Origin of the sequence: Limnospira sp. PMC 289.06, assembly GCF_032350395.1 — a bacterium.
GTDB lineage: Bacteria > Cyanobacteriota > Cyanobacteriia > Cyanobacteriales > Microcoleaceae > Limnospira > Limnospira platensis.
Map to the genome: position 1 here is coordinate 5,756 of NZ_JARPLC010000094.1, position 14,642 is coordinate 20,397.

9 protein-coding genes are annotated in these 14,642 nt (G+C 48.4%); all 9 read left to right on the forward strand.

The window, feature by feature from the left end:
• Positions 1-360: 360 nt before the first annotated feature.
• The 9 genes from pbpC to P5674_RS17370 all read left to right on the forward strand — a co-directional run bounded on the left by pbpC (position 361) and on the right by P5674_RS17370 (position 14,346).
• Positions 361-2,664, forward strand: coding sequence for a penicillin-binding protein 1C (gene pbpC, locus P5674_RS17330; RefSeq protein ID WP_014275696.1), 2,304 nt, complete (start codon positions 361-363; stop codon positions 2,662-2,664).
• 144 nt (positions 2,665-2,808) lie between these two features.
• Positions 2,809-3,120 (forward strand): hypothetical protein, encoded by a 312-nt coding sequence (locus P5674_RS17335; RefSeq protein ID WP_014275695.1) that lies wholly within the window; start codon positions 2,809-2,811, stop codon positions 3,118-3,120.
• A gap of 108 nt (positions 3,121-3,228) precedes the next feature.
• Complete coding sequence (locus P5674_RS17340) at positions 3,229-4,956, forward strand: succinate dehydrogenase/fumarate reductase flavoprotein subunit (RefSeq protein WP_006617993.1); 1,728 nt, start codon at positions 3,229-3,231, stop codon at positions 4,954-4,956.
• 311 nt (positions 4,957-5,267) lie between these two features.
• Positions 5,268-6,074, forward strand: coding sequence for a septum site-determining protein MinC (minC, locus tag P5674_RS17345; RefSeq protein WP_006617994.1), 807 nt, complete (start codon positions 5,268-5,270; stop codon positions 6,072-6,074).
• A 107-nt stretch (positions 6,075-6,181) separates the two neighbouring features.
• Positions 6,182-6,988 (forward strand): septum site-determining protein MinD, encoded by an 807-nt coding sequence (gene minD, locus P5674_RS17350; protein WP_006617995.1) that lies wholly within the window; start codon positions 6,182-6,184, stop codon positions 6,986-6,988.
• Positions 6,989-7,136: 148 nt separating this feature from the next.
• Positions 7,137-7,421, forward strand: a complete 285-nt coding sequence (gene minE / locus P5674_RS17355; RefSeq protein WP_014275693.1) for a cell division topological specificity factor MinE — start codon at positions 7,137-7,139, stop codon at positions 7,419-7,421.
• A 131-nt stretch (positions 7,422-7,552) separates the two neighbouring features.
• Complete coding sequence (locus P5674_RS17360) at positions 7,553-10,810, forward strand: DUF499 domain-containing protein (protein WP_315670131.1); 3,258 nt, start codon at positions 7,553-7,555, stop codon at positions 10,808-10,810.
• 38 nt (positions 10,811-10,848) lie between these two features.
• On the forward strand, positions 10,849-11,277 hold the full coding sequence (locus P5674_RS17365; protein WP_006617998.1) for a DUF7680 family protein: 429 nt from the start codon (positions 10,849-10,851) through the stop codon (positions 11,275-11,277).
• Between the two features lie 147 nt (positions 11,278-11,424).
• Complete coding sequence (locus tag P5674_RS17370; RefSeq protein ID WP_315670132.1) at positions 11,425-14,346, forward strand: DUF1156 domain-containing protein; 2,922 nt, start codon at positions 11,425-11,427, stop codon at positions 14,344-14,346.
• Positions 14,347-14,642: the final 296 nt, after the last annotated feature.

Here is a 14,642-nt window from a genome sequence, read left to right on the forward strand (position 1 = left end):
ACCCGCCCCAGCTATATGGGGAATAAAATGCGATCGCATTGATAAATATGGATAATTAATGGTAGGGGCGGGTTCCCCAGTTAATTATCAATTCCCCAGGACTGTTTTCAAAAACCCGCCCCAGCCACATTAGGAATTGTAGGGGCGGGTTCCCCAGTTAATTATCAATTCCCCAGGACTGTTTTCAAAAACCCGCCCCAGCCACATTAGGAATTGTAGGGGCGGGTTCCCCAGTTAATTATCAATTCCCCAGGACTGTTTTTAAAAACCCGCCCCAGCTATATGGGGAATAAAATGCGATCGCATTGATAAATATGGATAAATATAGGTTCTGAAGAGAGGGAAAACGGGGGTAAGTGAATGTTAAAATGGCGATTTTTGGGTAGTTTGAAGCGTAGTAGGTGGGTGAAAGTTGTAGCAGTGATGTTGCTGCTAGTGGTAGTAATTAGAAGCATTCCTTATTTCATGCCAATTCGGGCGCAAGATATCCGTCAAAATTCGGTATCGATGGAATTTAGCGATCGCCAAGGTTTAGCATTAGGAACAATTCTCAGCCAAGACCAAAGTCATACGGCTGTAGTCCCTTTAACCGAAATTTCCCCGTATTTTATCCAAGCTATTATTGCAGCAGAAGATAAGCGATATTATCAACATGGTGCTGTAGATATAATAGCGCTAGTGAGGGCGGTCATGGAAGCCATACAAGCCAGAGAGATAGTTAGTGGCGCGTCCACTATTACCATGCAACTAGCGCGAATGTTAGAACCCTCACCCCATACACTCCCGCACAAAGTCAGTGAAATTTGGTTATCTTGGCGACTATTTGCGGGAATGAACCGAGACGAAATTCTAGCAGCTTATATTAACCGTATTCCTATGGGTGGTAACTTGTATGGTGTGGAAGCGGCGGCGCGGACTTATTTTGGTATAGGTGCTTCTGACCTAAGTTTATCGCAAGCCAGTGTATTAGCCGGACTTCCCAACGACCCAACGGATCTAAATCCTTATTTTAATTGGGAGGGGCTGAAACAGCGGCAAAAATATGTTTTAGATCGCATGGTAGAAGATGGGTATATCACCCCAGAAAAAAGCGATCGCGCCTATCGAGAAACCCTGAAAATTGCCCCTCGTGAACAGGGTATTATCGCCGCGCCTCATTTTTTATTTTGGGTAGCTAGTCAACTGTCCAATGCAGAAATTACCAGCCCCAAAATTCGGACAACTTTAGACAGGACTCTCCAGCAATTTGTAGAAACCCAAGTCCGTCATGTAGTCACTTCTTTAGGGGGTCAAAATGTTAATCATGGGGCGGCTATAGTAATTAATAATCACACGGGGGAAGTTTTAGCATATGTAGGTTCTCCTGATTATTTTAATTGGGAAAATTTAGGCTCAAATGATGGAGTTCAAGCCTGGCGACAGCCGGGTTCAACCCTGAAGCCATTTTTATATCAATTAGCGATCGCCCAAGGAATTATCCGACCGAATACCATACTCCCAGACGTTCCCACCTATTATGCTATTCCGGGTGCTAAACTGTATACACCCGTTGATTATAGCGAAACCTTTTTAGGACCAGTGCGGGTCAGAATTGCCTTAGGTAATTCCTTAAATATTCCGGCTGTGCGAGTTTTAGAAAAAGTCGGTGTAGGTGAGTTTTTATCACGGTTGCATCAATTAGGTTTTAGCCACCTTGACCGAGAAGCAGAACATTATGGACTCGGGTTAAGTTTGGGTAGTGGGGAGGTGAGTCTTTGGGAATTAGCCCAGGCTTATTTAACTTTTGCGAACCGGGGAAAGTTCACGCCATTGGTGACTACAATTTCCCCAGAAATTCCCCCCCCATGTCAACAGGAATGTATGCAAATGGATACAGCCACCAGTTGGGAATTAATTGTAAATATGCTGGCGGACTCCCATGCTAGGGCTTCAGCTTTTGGGGTTAATTCAGTGTTGAATTTACCGTTTTCGGTAGCAGTAAAAACGGGAACTTCTTCGGATTATCGAGATACTTGGACGGTGGGATTTACTACTGATTACACCGTCGCAAATTGGGTGGGAAATTTCGACTCTCAGCCCATGCAAAATATTTCCGGTGTCATGGGGGCTGCGCCGTTATGGAATCAGATTATGATGTATCTTCATAAAGACAAAAAACCGGATAATTTTACGCCGCCAGAGGGATTAGTTGAATTGCCGATTTGTAGTCATACAGGATGGAAACCCACCGATGATTGTGGGTCAGGAATTGTGTTAGAATATTTCTATCCAGAGGATATCAAGAATTATGATAACCCGTCTGTGGCTGGGGAGTTACCCGCAGAATATAATGAGTGGCTCTCGCAACAGGAAGCGCCTCATTTAAGTTCGGGAAAACTCAGAATTGTATTGCCTCAAAATAATGATTATTTCCTAGTGACTTCGGGTCATGATTCCCCCCTAGAGTTGAAAGTGGCGGGAGTTGAAAATCAACAAATCCAATGGTTTATCAATGATAAGAAGATAGCCACAACTACGAGCAAGTCAATATTTTGGCAGCCCGAAATCGGAGATTTTACCCTGAAAGTAGCCACCAGTGAAAATATGAGCGATCGCATTAATTTTCAAGTTCGCGAAGCCGAAATAAAACCGTATCGGCGGGGTTTTTCCATAGGTGAAGATTGACCGGGGCTGCCGAACCGACCCCAAGCAGAAGCCAGCCGGGGTAATGTAAAGTTTAATTACAAGTTTTGTGAAAATATTGAGAAATGTTCCAAAACCTCATCTTAGCCTTAGCCTAGAATTTTAGAAGTCATGAGATTAACTGAGATGGAAAAGTTAAAGAAATACCGGCTCAACTGTACCCTGACCTATGGCGATATTTACGGTCAAATCATGATTTGGCTGATCGTCATTTTCATCGCCCTAGCCTCCTCCCTAGCCTTGTGGAGTAGTTCTCAGCAAATTTTCGCCCTGACCATGCTAGGACTGATTGTAGTGCTATCGCTGCCCTTTCTGCTGTTTGCTTTCGTTACCACGTTGTTAAATCATATCGAATTTATACCCACAGACATCAAGTCAGAAACAGGAACAGATCAGGAAATTAAGGCATCTGAACAGCCAGCGCAAGCGACCAGTTAGGACACCATAGCAGTCAGTCAACCCTAAAGACTTCCTTGCCTTTTGGCAGGGAGGTTTTTTTTTGTTTAACTATGGAGTATGTGCAAATATCGAACAAACTAGAGAACTATGCTAGAACATGATGTAATTATTGTTGGTGGTGGTTTAGCCGGAAGTCGCGCCGCCGTTGAGATAGCCCGGACTGACCCCAGCCTAAATATTGCTGTTATAGCTAAAACGCACCCCATTAGGTCCCACTCCGTAGCAGCCCAAGGAGGTATCGCGGCGACTCTCAATAATGTTGACCCTGAAGATACCTGGGAAGCCCACGCCTTTGATACGGTGAAAGGGTCCGACTACCTAGCAGACCAAGACGCTGTGGAAATTCTGGCGAAAGAGGCCCCAGATGTAATTATTGACCTGGAACACATGGGGGTTTTGTTTTCGCGCCTCCCGGACGGTCGTATCGCCCAACGGGCTTTTGGTGGTCATACCCACCGCCGCACTTGCTACGCGGCTGATAAAACTGGACACGCTATCCTCCACGAGTTAGTTAATAACCTGCGTCGCTACGGTGTGCATATCTATGATGAGTGGTATGTAATGCGCCTGATTCTGGAAGAGGGGGAAGCGAAAGGGGTGGTGATGTATCATATCCTTGATGGTACTATCCAAGTGGCTAGGGCTAAGGCGGTGATGTTCGCTACGGGTGGCTATGGTCGGGCTTTTAACACTACTTCTAATGATTTTGCCTCTACGGGGGATGGCTTGGCTATGTCGGCTTTGGCGGGGATACCGTTACAGGATATGGAGTTTGTCCAGTTTCACCCGACAGGCCTTTATCCGGTGGGTGTGTTGATTTCTGAGGCGGTACGCGGTGAAGGGGCTTATTTGATTAATAGTGAGGGCGATCGCTTTATGAAAAATTACGCCCCCGGTAAAATGGAGTTAGCCCCCCGTGATATTACTTCTAGGGCAATTACTTTAGAAATTCGTGCCGGACGGGGTATTCATCGTGATGGCACTGCGGGGGGCCCGTTTGTGTATCTGGATTTGCGACACATGGGGCGGGAAAAAATTATGAGCCGCATTCCTTTCTGTTGGGAAGAAGCCCATCGTTTGGTGGGGGTTGATGCGGTGGTTGAACCTATGCCTGTGCGTCCTACGGTTCACTATTCTATGGGGGGTATTCCCACTAATACTGATGGTCGGGTTCTCGCTAGTGCTGATAGTTTGGTAGATGGGTTATTTGCTGCAGGTGAGGCGGCTTGTGTGTCTGTCCATGGGGCTAACCGTTTGGGTAGTAATTCTCTGTTGGAGTGTGTGGTTTATGGCAAGCGCACGGGGGCGGCGATCGCACAATTTGTACAAAACCGTAAATTGCCCACTGTCAACGAAGCGCACTATATTAAAGAAGCTAAAAATCAGGTACAGGAATTACTCGATAAGTCGGGGGACTGTCGCATTGGTCAACTACGGCAAGAATTTCAGGACGCTATGACTTTGCATTGTGGAGTTTTTCGCACTGAAGATGTGATGCAGGAGGGCTTAAATCAGCTTCAGCTATGCCGCGAACGTTACCAAAATATCTATTTGGATGACCGGGGGAAATTGTGGAATACAGAAGTTATTGAAGCCTTGGAATTACGGAATATTATGATTGTGGGTGAGATGATTTTGACTTCTGCCCTCAACCGCCAGGAGAGTCGAGGGGCTCACAGTCGCGAGGATTATACTACCCGCGATGACCAGAATTTCCTCAAGCATACTCTTGCTTACTATTCCCAGGCTGGCATTGATTTGGCTTATCGTCCTGTGGCTATTACTATGTTTGAACCACAGGAACGCAAGTATTAAATCACTCAAATTCTCGTCTCCCCTGTTAGAAAAGGGTTGACAGGGGAGAGCATTTTATGCTACTATCGAGGTGTCAAGTTTCATAATAGAGATATTTGCATCCCAAAAAAAATTATAAACACTACCATTATATAATAATATATCTGAGACTGATTAAAAGTCAAGACATCCGCCGAAAAAAATTGATAATGAAAGTCCATGTTTGGGAAATCTCGATTGGTAACATATTGACATTGGGGATGGGATAGTGGACAGTGAGTTGTTGGTGATGATTGTGGGTCAAAAGTTCTCGGTTTAAGAATTTGCTGAATATGTCTGAAGAAACCCCAAAAGTATTTTCGCTGAGTGATGGCAATTCCCAAATCCGGTTTAAACGGGAAGGGGAGAATGTGCTGCTGATTTTACCACCAGAAGAAGGCGATCGCTCTGAGAACTCTACCAGCAACAGTTGGGGGGATTTGTTGCAACAACTGAAACATCGGATCACCGGGGAGGAACATAGCTGGGAAGAGGGGCTAGAAGTGCATCTAGTCAGCGAAAATCGGCTGTTAGACAGTCGTCAATTGCAGGACATTAGAGATATCCTGACGGGAGCGAAATTAGAGCTAAAGCGGGTAAGAACAAGTAGGGCGCAAACAGCGGTGGCGGCGGCGACGGCGGGATATTCAGTTGATCGCGAATCGGATCGGAGCCATTTAAGCCAAAAGGAAACGGAAACGGAAAGGACTACAGTAGAGGCGGAACCCCTATACTTAAAAATGACTTTGCGATCGGGGGTAGAAATACGTCATCCGGGGACGGTGGTAGTTGTGGGAGATGTGAACCCAGGTAGTTCGATAGTTGCGAATGGGGATATAATGATATGGGGCCGTTTGCGGGGAACCGTCCATGCTGGGGCTAAGGGGAACCTACAAAGCATGATTATGGCATTGCAAATGGAACCGATGCTGATCCGCATAGGGGATCGGGTGGCGCGTGGTCCAGAAAACCCGCCGGAGGAATTTTACCCGGAAGTAGCTTATATGACGGCGAAAGGCATCCGTATTAGCCGGGCTACGGAATTGGGGCGAGTGAAACTCTGGCAAATCAGTCAAGCCTCTAGTGATGCGGGCGTGTAATACTATTGCTGTTGGATATGGTGATCGAATCTGCTATTATCCGATCGCATTTGTTGCCCATGTAGCGATCGTTAATATTACTAACTGTTAACTAATTAATAACCCCCATGAGTCGCATTATAGTTGTCACCTCTGGAAAGGGAGGAGTCGGAAAAACTACCTCTACAGCCAATCTTGGCATGGCTCTCGCCCAACGAGGACACTCAGTTGTGGTGATTGATGCTGACTTTGGTTTGAGAAATTTAGACTTGCTGCTGGGACTGGAAAACCGGATTGTATATACAGCGGTGGAAGTCCTATCAGGGGAGTGTCGTCTGGAACAGGCTTTGGTGAAAGACAAGCGCCAACCTAAGTTGGTATTGTTACCAGCGGCTCAAAATCGGATGAAGGATGCCGTCACACCGGAACAAATGAAGGAGTTAATCAGCCAACTGACTCCGAAATACGAGTATATTTTGATTGACTGTCCGGCGGGTATTGAACAAGGTTTCCAAAATGCGATCGCCGCCGCCAGTGAGGCTATTGTGGTAACGACACCGGAAATATCAGCGGTGCGAGATGGCGATCGCGTGATTGGCTTATTGGAGGCGAATGGTATCAAGCGGATACGGCTGCTAGTGAACCGGATTAAACCGGGGATGGTAAAAGCTAATGATATGATGTCGGTTCAAGATGTCGAGGAAATTCTAGCGATTCCGCTGGTGGGTGTAGTTCCTGATGATGAACAGGTAATTGTTTCGACTAACAAGGGTGAACCGTTGGTATTAACGGAAACTATTTCTCCGGCGGTGACAGCCTTTAATAATATTGCCCGTCGTCTGGAGGGGGAAAAAGTGCCGTTTATGGAGTTAGACCCAGCGCCTCCTGGTTTTTTTGCGCGACTGCGTAGGCTGTTGTCGTCTAAGATTATGTAGTAACCCTTTGAATAACTCATCGCCGGGGCGGTAGGGGTCTGGGGGCTTTCTCAAGAGGTTACTAGGGACGTGCGGAGTATTGGATCATCGAGGTATTTATCGCCCAGGTGTAGGTTTTGATCCACTGTTCGATAATGTAGCAACAGCAATGAAAATTAATGAATTTATCGACAAATTTGTGAACCGCAACAGGCCGAACAGTCGTGATGCGGTCAAACAACGGTTAAAATTAGTTCTCGCCCACGATCGCGCTGATTTATCTCCCGAAGTTGTAGAAGCTATGCGGCGGGAGATTTTGGAGGTGGTATCTAGGTATGTGGAAATTGATACAGATGACTCAGAATTTGGGTTAGAAAGCGACCAAAGATCGACTATTTTGATAGCCAACCTTCCGATCAGGCGAGTGAGGAAAACGGTCGCGCCGGACTCCTAGACTAGCACTGCCAGGGGAACTGTTTTATGATTTGGTATGAAAGGGCAGTATTTGGGGGCAGAAAGTGCGACGATCGCCTGTAGGCTGTCCGAGAAAGTATAGATTCCCATTTTGCCATGGGAAATAGTTAAATGTTGCCATCAGTATTCACAACTTGCATTCCCAGAGGCGAAATCCAAAAAGGGGAACTAACCGAAGACATTTTCGCCGCCAAAATCCGCCCAGTGGTGGAGGGAAAAGCCCCCCTAGTGTACCAGGATGCGGAAGTATTTTTTGCGAACACCTTTCCCACCGAGGGGATACGGACTTTAATTCGGGAAGTTTTCGGGAGGCTGACGGGGGCTAATGTTGGTTCTCCGATTATCCGCCTGGAGACCAGCTTTGGGGGTGGTAAAACCCATGACCAGATTGCCCTGTGGCATATTTGTAGCCGAGGGAGGCCGATTCAGGGTTTAGAGCGATTCGGGGACTTGAACCTGATTCCTGAGAAGGGGGTGCAGGTGGCGGCCATTGACGGGCGCGACCTTGACCCAGAAAACGGCATATTTCATCAAGATACTGGAATAACGACCTATACCCTGTGGGGGGAGATTGCTTATCAAATCGGGGGTATTGGGGGCTACCAACTGCTGCAGGGGTCTGACGAGAAGCAAATCAGCCCAGGAACGTCGGTTTTAGAGCGATTGGTGGGTGAGGAGCCCACAGTGATTATGATTGACGAGATCGCGCGGCATTTGCAGGCGGCGAAGGCGAAAAAGGTGGGTAATAGTGACCTAGCCGAGCAGGTGGTAGCGTTTTTGTTTTCGTTGATGGACTTAGCGGCGGCTTGCGATCGCCTGATTTTCGTGTACTCGCTGGCTTCAGCCTCAGACACCTTCGGAAAACAAACCCAGGAGTTAACGGAACTGATACGGGCTTCGGCGCGACAGGAGCGGGTGATGAGTCCTTCGACGGATGTGGATATCTACAATATCGTCAAGCAGAGGCTGTTCGAGAGTGTGCAGGAAGAGGCGGGAAAAAAGGCGGCGACGGAATATCTGAAGGCTTACCGGGCTGCTAGTGTTGACCTACCCCAGGGCTGCACAGAGGCGAGGTATGGGGAAGCGATCGCTTCTTGCTACCCCTTCCACCCGGAACTGTTCAAACTGCTGACCCAAAAAATCGCTTCTATCCCGGATTTCCAGCGAACCAGGGGGGCGTTGCGGCTGTTTGGTAGTGTAGTCCGCCACCTGTGGCAGGAAGCCGACGCAGCCCCGGAAGATAGCCCCATTTGGATACCTCTAATCCATAGCCACCATATCCCCCTAGGGCTGGATAAGAAGGTACAAGACGAGCTGACCTCGCGCCTACAGCGTCCTCTGATGCGGATTCCTATTCAGGCAGACATCTACAGCCAGGACGGACGGGCTGCCTATGCTCAGGTACAGGATGAACAGTGGCAGGTGGCAGGAAAGCCGCCGTTTTCGACGTGGGTAGCACGGACGATTTTTTTGCACTCCCTCACCCAGGGGATTTCTTCAGGGATTAGGCGATCGGAGCTGAACCTGTCGCTGTTGACTCCTGGCTTAGAAATCGGCTTTGTGGAGCAGGTTTTGGAGGAGTTGGGAAGGGTGGCGTGGTATCTCGACATTGATCCGATCACATCGATCGCCCGGTTCAAGGAAGAACCATCTATCAATAAGATTATCACAGAAGAGAAGCAACAGGTGGGGCTTTCGGAAGCTAAGGAAGAGCTGCGATCGCGACGGGATAGCATTTTTGCGGGGAATAAGTTTAAACTGATATCAGCGCCGGACTGTGCGGCGGACGTGGACGATACACCGGAGACGATCGCCCTGTGCGTGATCGATTTTGGGGATTTTGTGATCACCTCCCCCCAAGACCCGCCGCCGTCCCTGGTGGAAACGATTTTCAACAATACAGGGGTATCCGGGAAGTTCCGCACCTTCCGTAATCGGCTGTTGTTTCTGGTGGCGAACCGGGATGAACTGGAGCGGGCGATCGAGGTGGTGAAGGAGTATAAGGCAATTAAGGCGATCAGGGAAACTCCTCACCGTCTGGATGACATTTCCGAGAGCCAGCGCCAGCAACTGAAACAGAAAGAAGGGGAAACTGACCTGGCTGTGCGGGTTGCCCTGACTAACACCTACCGCCACCTGTTCTACCCAGCTAAGGATGAGGTGAAGGCTCCGAAAGGCTTGATGCACTATACCCTCTCTCCCCAGGATTCTAGCACGGTGAAGGGCAAAAACAACCAGCAGGATTTGATTTTAAAGGCACTGCGAGATTGCCAAAAGGTCCGGGCGGAAGCGGAGGAGGATGCTAAACCCTTCGCCCCGGCTTATATTCTGCAAAAGGTTTGGCCGGCTGGAGTGGAACACTGGACTACTAAAAGCCTGTGGGAGGAGTTCTCGAAAAATCTGGGGCTGAATTTGCCTATAGAGGCGGAAAAGCTGAAACTCCGGGAGACTATCCGCGCGGGGTTGCTGGGGGGTTGCTGGGATATGGCGATCGCCCAGAAAGTCTACATCAAAGTACCTGACGCGCCGCTGAGGGGACCAGATACTATTGAATTGAGCGATCGCCAGGTGCTTTACCGTCGGGGTATTTTGGAAGCGCCCCAACCCAAGGAAATCGAACTTAATGCCCAACTGATGCCTTCGACGGAGGTGGTGAAGCCCGTGCGGGTGCGCTGGAGGGCTAGGGAGGCGGTGAAAGTTCAGTTATTTGAAAACGGCACCCCTGTTTTAAAAGAGTTTTTCCCCTCGGACGAGTATGAGGCGGAGGTGGCGGAAACGACGACTTTTAGGCTGGTGGCGGACTACGGGGACGGGGAAACTGCCACTCAGGAGACAGTGGTTTACTTAACTACCCCTGGGGGTACTGCGACCGGGGCGGCGGAAGCGGCGACATTGTTTGATGCGAAACCCTCCAGCAGTGAGTTTTCGGGGACGGTGAACCGGGTATTTGAGGAATTGGGCGATCGCTGTTGGGATCTGAAGGTGCGCCGGATATCCCAGATCACCCTATCGGTAGACCAAATTATCGACTATCGGAAATTAGCCACAGCTATCTCTCTGTTGAGTCGCTTCGGGCCGCAAATTGAGCAAAGCGTCACCCTCCAGACCGGACAACAGTTTCTCCGCCTGGAATATCAGGGCGACCTGCGGGGGTTCCAGGGTTTTCTGACTACCCTCAACGGGTTGATGAGTCAGCCAGAGGTGGCGGGAGACGTGCATTTGAGCCTCAAATTTGCGTTTCCAACAGCCATAGGATTTGAGGGCCTAGCCACGGGGAAACTGCCCCTAGAGCTAGACCAAATCAAATCCCAACTAGAGCGGAACCCGGTGGGACGATTGCATTTGAGCGCCGATTTCCAATATGATTAAACCTCCAGAGTTTTTGTGGTTTTTAACCTCAGCCCAAAATGCAAGAATTTCAACTGCGAGTTGTCCCCATTGATAACAATAATTTCGGCTTGGAAATCTACCAGTGCGCCTACAAAAAAGCGGGGGAAAAAAAGCGCCCCCCGGCGAAGCGTTTGGGTCGCCTGAAGGGGAATGTCCTAATTTTGGCGCGTCCGAGTATTTACCAACTGTTGAAGCAGAACAACTACGACCCGAAAACCCTCAACCACCACCGCAAAAAACCCTATATTTTAGATGAGAAAAGCGGGGTGACTTTGGCAATTTTATTTCAGGCATTGCAACCGTTGCGGAAAAGTGATAAAATCGTCAATATTGCCGCTGGAATTAAAGAGATGAGCAATGAGGAAGCACACTACTGGTTTGCCAAAGTCAACAGCAGCAAAAACCCGGCGGCTTTGAAGGCTTTGCGGATTTTGTTGGGAGAATAGTTGACTGAATCTGTTTTAGGATGTTAGGATTGTGGGGCGATTTTCTCTAGGGCTGCCGCCGATTAACTTTCGCGTCTCCCACCTCTGGTTAGGACGGCTTTTTTGCTGGGGAAAACGCGCCCTGTTCACCTTTCCTCCTGGGAAATTATGTCGGAAACTTACACCAACCGCCCCCGCCTGTTTATTGAAAAAATTATGCCGATAAAACTCCTCAACGAGCAGGTATATTTTGAAAATGGCGGCAATCCTTTTAAGGGACTACATCGCTGGTATTCCCGGAAACCTCTGTCTTTTTCGCGGGCTTCGGTGTTGGCTTCGGTGCTACCGGCGGATATTTCTATGGATGAATTCCAGTATCTTTTGGGGGTGTATTCGGAGCAAGAATTGGGGTATTTGCAGCAGTCGAATTGGCTTGAGGACAAGGAGGAGAAAATAACCTCGTCGGTGAGACTCTACAAAACGCCGCCGAGTCCAAGGTGCATTGGGCGGGTGCATGACTACTGCGAGAAGGTGTGGGGAAAGCGGACTCCTGTGGTTTTGGATGCTTTCGCAGGGGGCGGTAGCATCCCGTTTGAGGCGGCGCGATACGGTTTTGAGGTGTATGGGTCGGATTTGAACCCGGTGGCTGTGGTGACTATGAAGGCGGCTATGGAATACCCCCTCAAGTTTGGCCCTGATTTACAGGTGGATATTGACAAGTGGGTGCAGTGGGTTGGAAATGAGGCGGAAACTCGACTGGCTGCTTTTTTCCCCTCCCCAGAAGGCGAGACTGTACAAAATTATTTATGGGCGCATACTGTACAATGCCCTAGTTGTAATTCTACTGTGCCTCTCAGTCCGAATTGGTGGCTGAGTAAAACCAGTAATTATGCGGGAAAGGGACAAACTAGAAAGGTGACGAGTGATTGGTATGCGGTAAAACCGATTCCTAAACCGGCAGAAAAACGGGTCGATTTTGAGTTAATCAAAGGCCGCAAAGGGAAGGGTTCGACGATACATACAGAGGACGGAGATTTTGACCCGAATGATTACAATACCATCAGCCGGGGAGTCGGAAAATGTCCGAATTGTGGGAATGTGATTGAGGATGATATAATTAAATCTCAGGCACAAAAGGAAGGTTTGGGTCATCAGTTATATGCAGTTGCTTATAAAAAAGGCAAGGGTAGTTTAGAGTTTAGAACGCCGGCAGAAATTGATTTAAATGCGTTTCAAAAATCCATTGATTTTAATGTTGATAAAATTAACGAATTAATTACAGGTGAATTAGTCCCTACCCCAGAAGTTTTCTATGGCGAAAAAACCCAAGAATTGCTCCGATATGGCATGAAAAAATGGCATAGTTTATTCAATCCCCGGCAACTCTTAACCCTGGTCACTTATGCAGAAATTATCAACGAAGCCAAAGAGAAAATTCGAGCCGAATGCGAATTAGAAAAAGCTGCCAAAATTGAGTCGGTGGAAAATGATGGGGAAGCAGTGGCAGAAATTGAGGATTATTATCGCGGGAAATTAGAGGCGATCGCCACTTATTTAGCTATGGTAATGGATAGGTGCGTTGATAGAAATTGTCGATTATCAATTTGGCACACAGCTAGATGTTCCGTCGAACGGGCATCAACTCAACACGCATTAAATTTAACTTGGAATTATCCAGAAATTAGTGGAAAAGGGGATTTATGGATTTCTTGCGCTGATGCTGTTATCAAAGATTATCAAGGGCTCTGCAAAATGTTGGGAATTCCGCCGCATTCGACAGGCATTCCGGGCATCGAAAAATACGATCCGAAAACGATTAAAATCGATTTATGCTCCGCTGACAGTCTGTGGCATATAGGGGATAAATCAGTGGATGTTATTGTCACCGACCCCCCCTATTATGGAACGATTCAATATGCGGAACTCTCCGACTTTTTCTATATTTGGCTTAAAATAACATTGGGGGATATATTCCCGGACTTATTTTATGTAGAATTGACCGATAAAGACCGGGAAGCCGTCGCCAACCCGTCGCGGTTTCGGAATATGGGAATAAGTCCCGACGAACTAGCCAACCAGGACTATGAGGCAAAAATGGCATTAGCTTTCGGGGAATATCACCGAGTCTTGCGCGATGATGGTATTATGACAGTGCAATTTAACCATAAAGACTCCGGCGCGTGGGATGTTTTAGCGAAATCTCTGATTGATGCTGGATTTGAGATAACCGCTTCTTGGGCTGTCAGTACCGAAAACCCGCAAAACCTGCACCAAGCCAAGAAAAACAGCGTCTCCAGCACCGTCCTACTGGTGTGTCGTCAGCGAGACCCCAACGCCGGACAGGCTTGGTGGGAAGACCTGCGCCCGGAAGTGGTGAACCTGGTGGAAAAGCGAGCCCCGGAGTTTGAAGCCAATGATATCACGGGAATCGACCTATATTTGAGCGCCTTCGGTCCGGCGTTGAATGTGTTTTCCCGCCAGTATCCGATCCTGAACAGTAGCGGGGAGGAAGTGCGCCCAGAGGAGGCTTTCGCGGAAGCCAGGAAGGCGATCGCCAATTACCGCTTCCGCAGCCTGGTGGGCTCAGAAACGGCCGGATTTGACGCTTTGAGTCAGTGGTATCTGTTGGCTTGGGACGCATTCCGAGCGAGAGAGTTCCCCTACGACGACGCGCGCCAATTAGCTTTGGCGATCGGTGGTTTCAACGTCACCGACCTAGTGAAAACCCACAAACTCCTAGACTCAGCTAGTGGGACTTGCAAACTCTTGACCCCCCAGCAGCGCCTGAAGAAACGGGCTTTTTCGGTTCAGGAAAAGGAATTTTCCGGGCGTTACTTAGTGGACGGACTCCATGGGGCGATCGCTATTTACCAAGAGGAACAAAACCTGCAACAGGTGCGCCGTTTCCTGCAAAATACGGGGTTAGTGACCAACGACCTATTCATGAAAATTTGGGAGGTGGGGTTAAAGGTAATTCCCGATACAGTCCCGGAGCGTGAGGCTTTAGTAAACCTGCGGCTGGGTGTAAAGGAGATTAAGGATAAAGTGGTACATGAGCAGTTAACATTAGACTTAAAATTAGACCCCTAGCCCCAAAAAACGGGTAACTGGTAGGGTGCGTCAGAGGGATAACCTACTGGGTTAACGGCAAATTTTATGGCTCTGACGCACCACTGACGCACCACCCTACAATTATTAATCATCAAGGGTCAATTATCGGGTGGAGTGGGGCGGGTTTATTTATATCCCGGTGGGGTCCGAGTTAACGTAGGGTGCGTCAGAGGGATAACCTACTGGGTTAACGGCAAATTTTATGGCTCTGACGCACCACTGACGCACCACCCTACAATTATTAATCATCAAGGGTCAATTATCGGGTGGAGTGA

What these genes read in the sequence shown, in the direction of transcription:
- P5674_RS17370 (WP_315670132.1), top strand. Translation starts at nt 11,425, where the DNA reads ATGTCGGAAACTTACACCAACCGCCCCCGCCTGTTTATTGAAAAAATT.
- P5674_RS17335 (WP_014275695.1), top strand. Translation starts at nt 2,809, where the DNA reads ATGGAAAAGTTAAAGAAATACCGGCTCAACTGTACCCTGACCTATGGC.
- P5674_RS17360 (WP_315670131.1), top strand. Translation starts at nt 7,553, where the DNA reads ATGTTGCCATCAGTATTCACAACTTGCATTCCCAGAGGCGAAATCCAA.
- minE (WP_014275693.1), top strand. Translation starts at nt 7,137, where the DNA reads ATGAAAATTAATGAATTTATCGACAAATTTGTGAACCGCAACAGGCCG.
- P5674_RS17340 (WP_006617993.1), top strand. Translation starts at nt 3,229, where the DNA reads ATGCTAGAACATGATGTAATTATTGTTGGTGGTGGTTTAGCCGGAAGT.
- pbpC (WP_014275696.1), top strand. Translation starts at nt 361, where the DNA reads ATGTTAAAATGGCGATTTTTGGGTAGTTTGAAGCGTAGTAGGTGGGTG.
- minD (WP_006617995.1), top strand. Translation starts at nt 6,182, where the DNA reads ATGAGTCGCATTATAGTTGTCACCTCTGGAAAGGGAGGAGTCGGAAAA.
- P5674_RS17365 (WP_006617998.1), top strand. Translation starts at nt 10,849, where the DNA reads ATGCAAGAATTTCAACTGCGAGTTGTCCCCATTGATAACAATAATTTC.
- minC (WP_006617994.1), top strand. Translation starts at nt 5,268, where the DNA reads ATGTCTGAAGAAACCCCAAAAGTATTTTCGCTGAGTGATGGCAATTCC.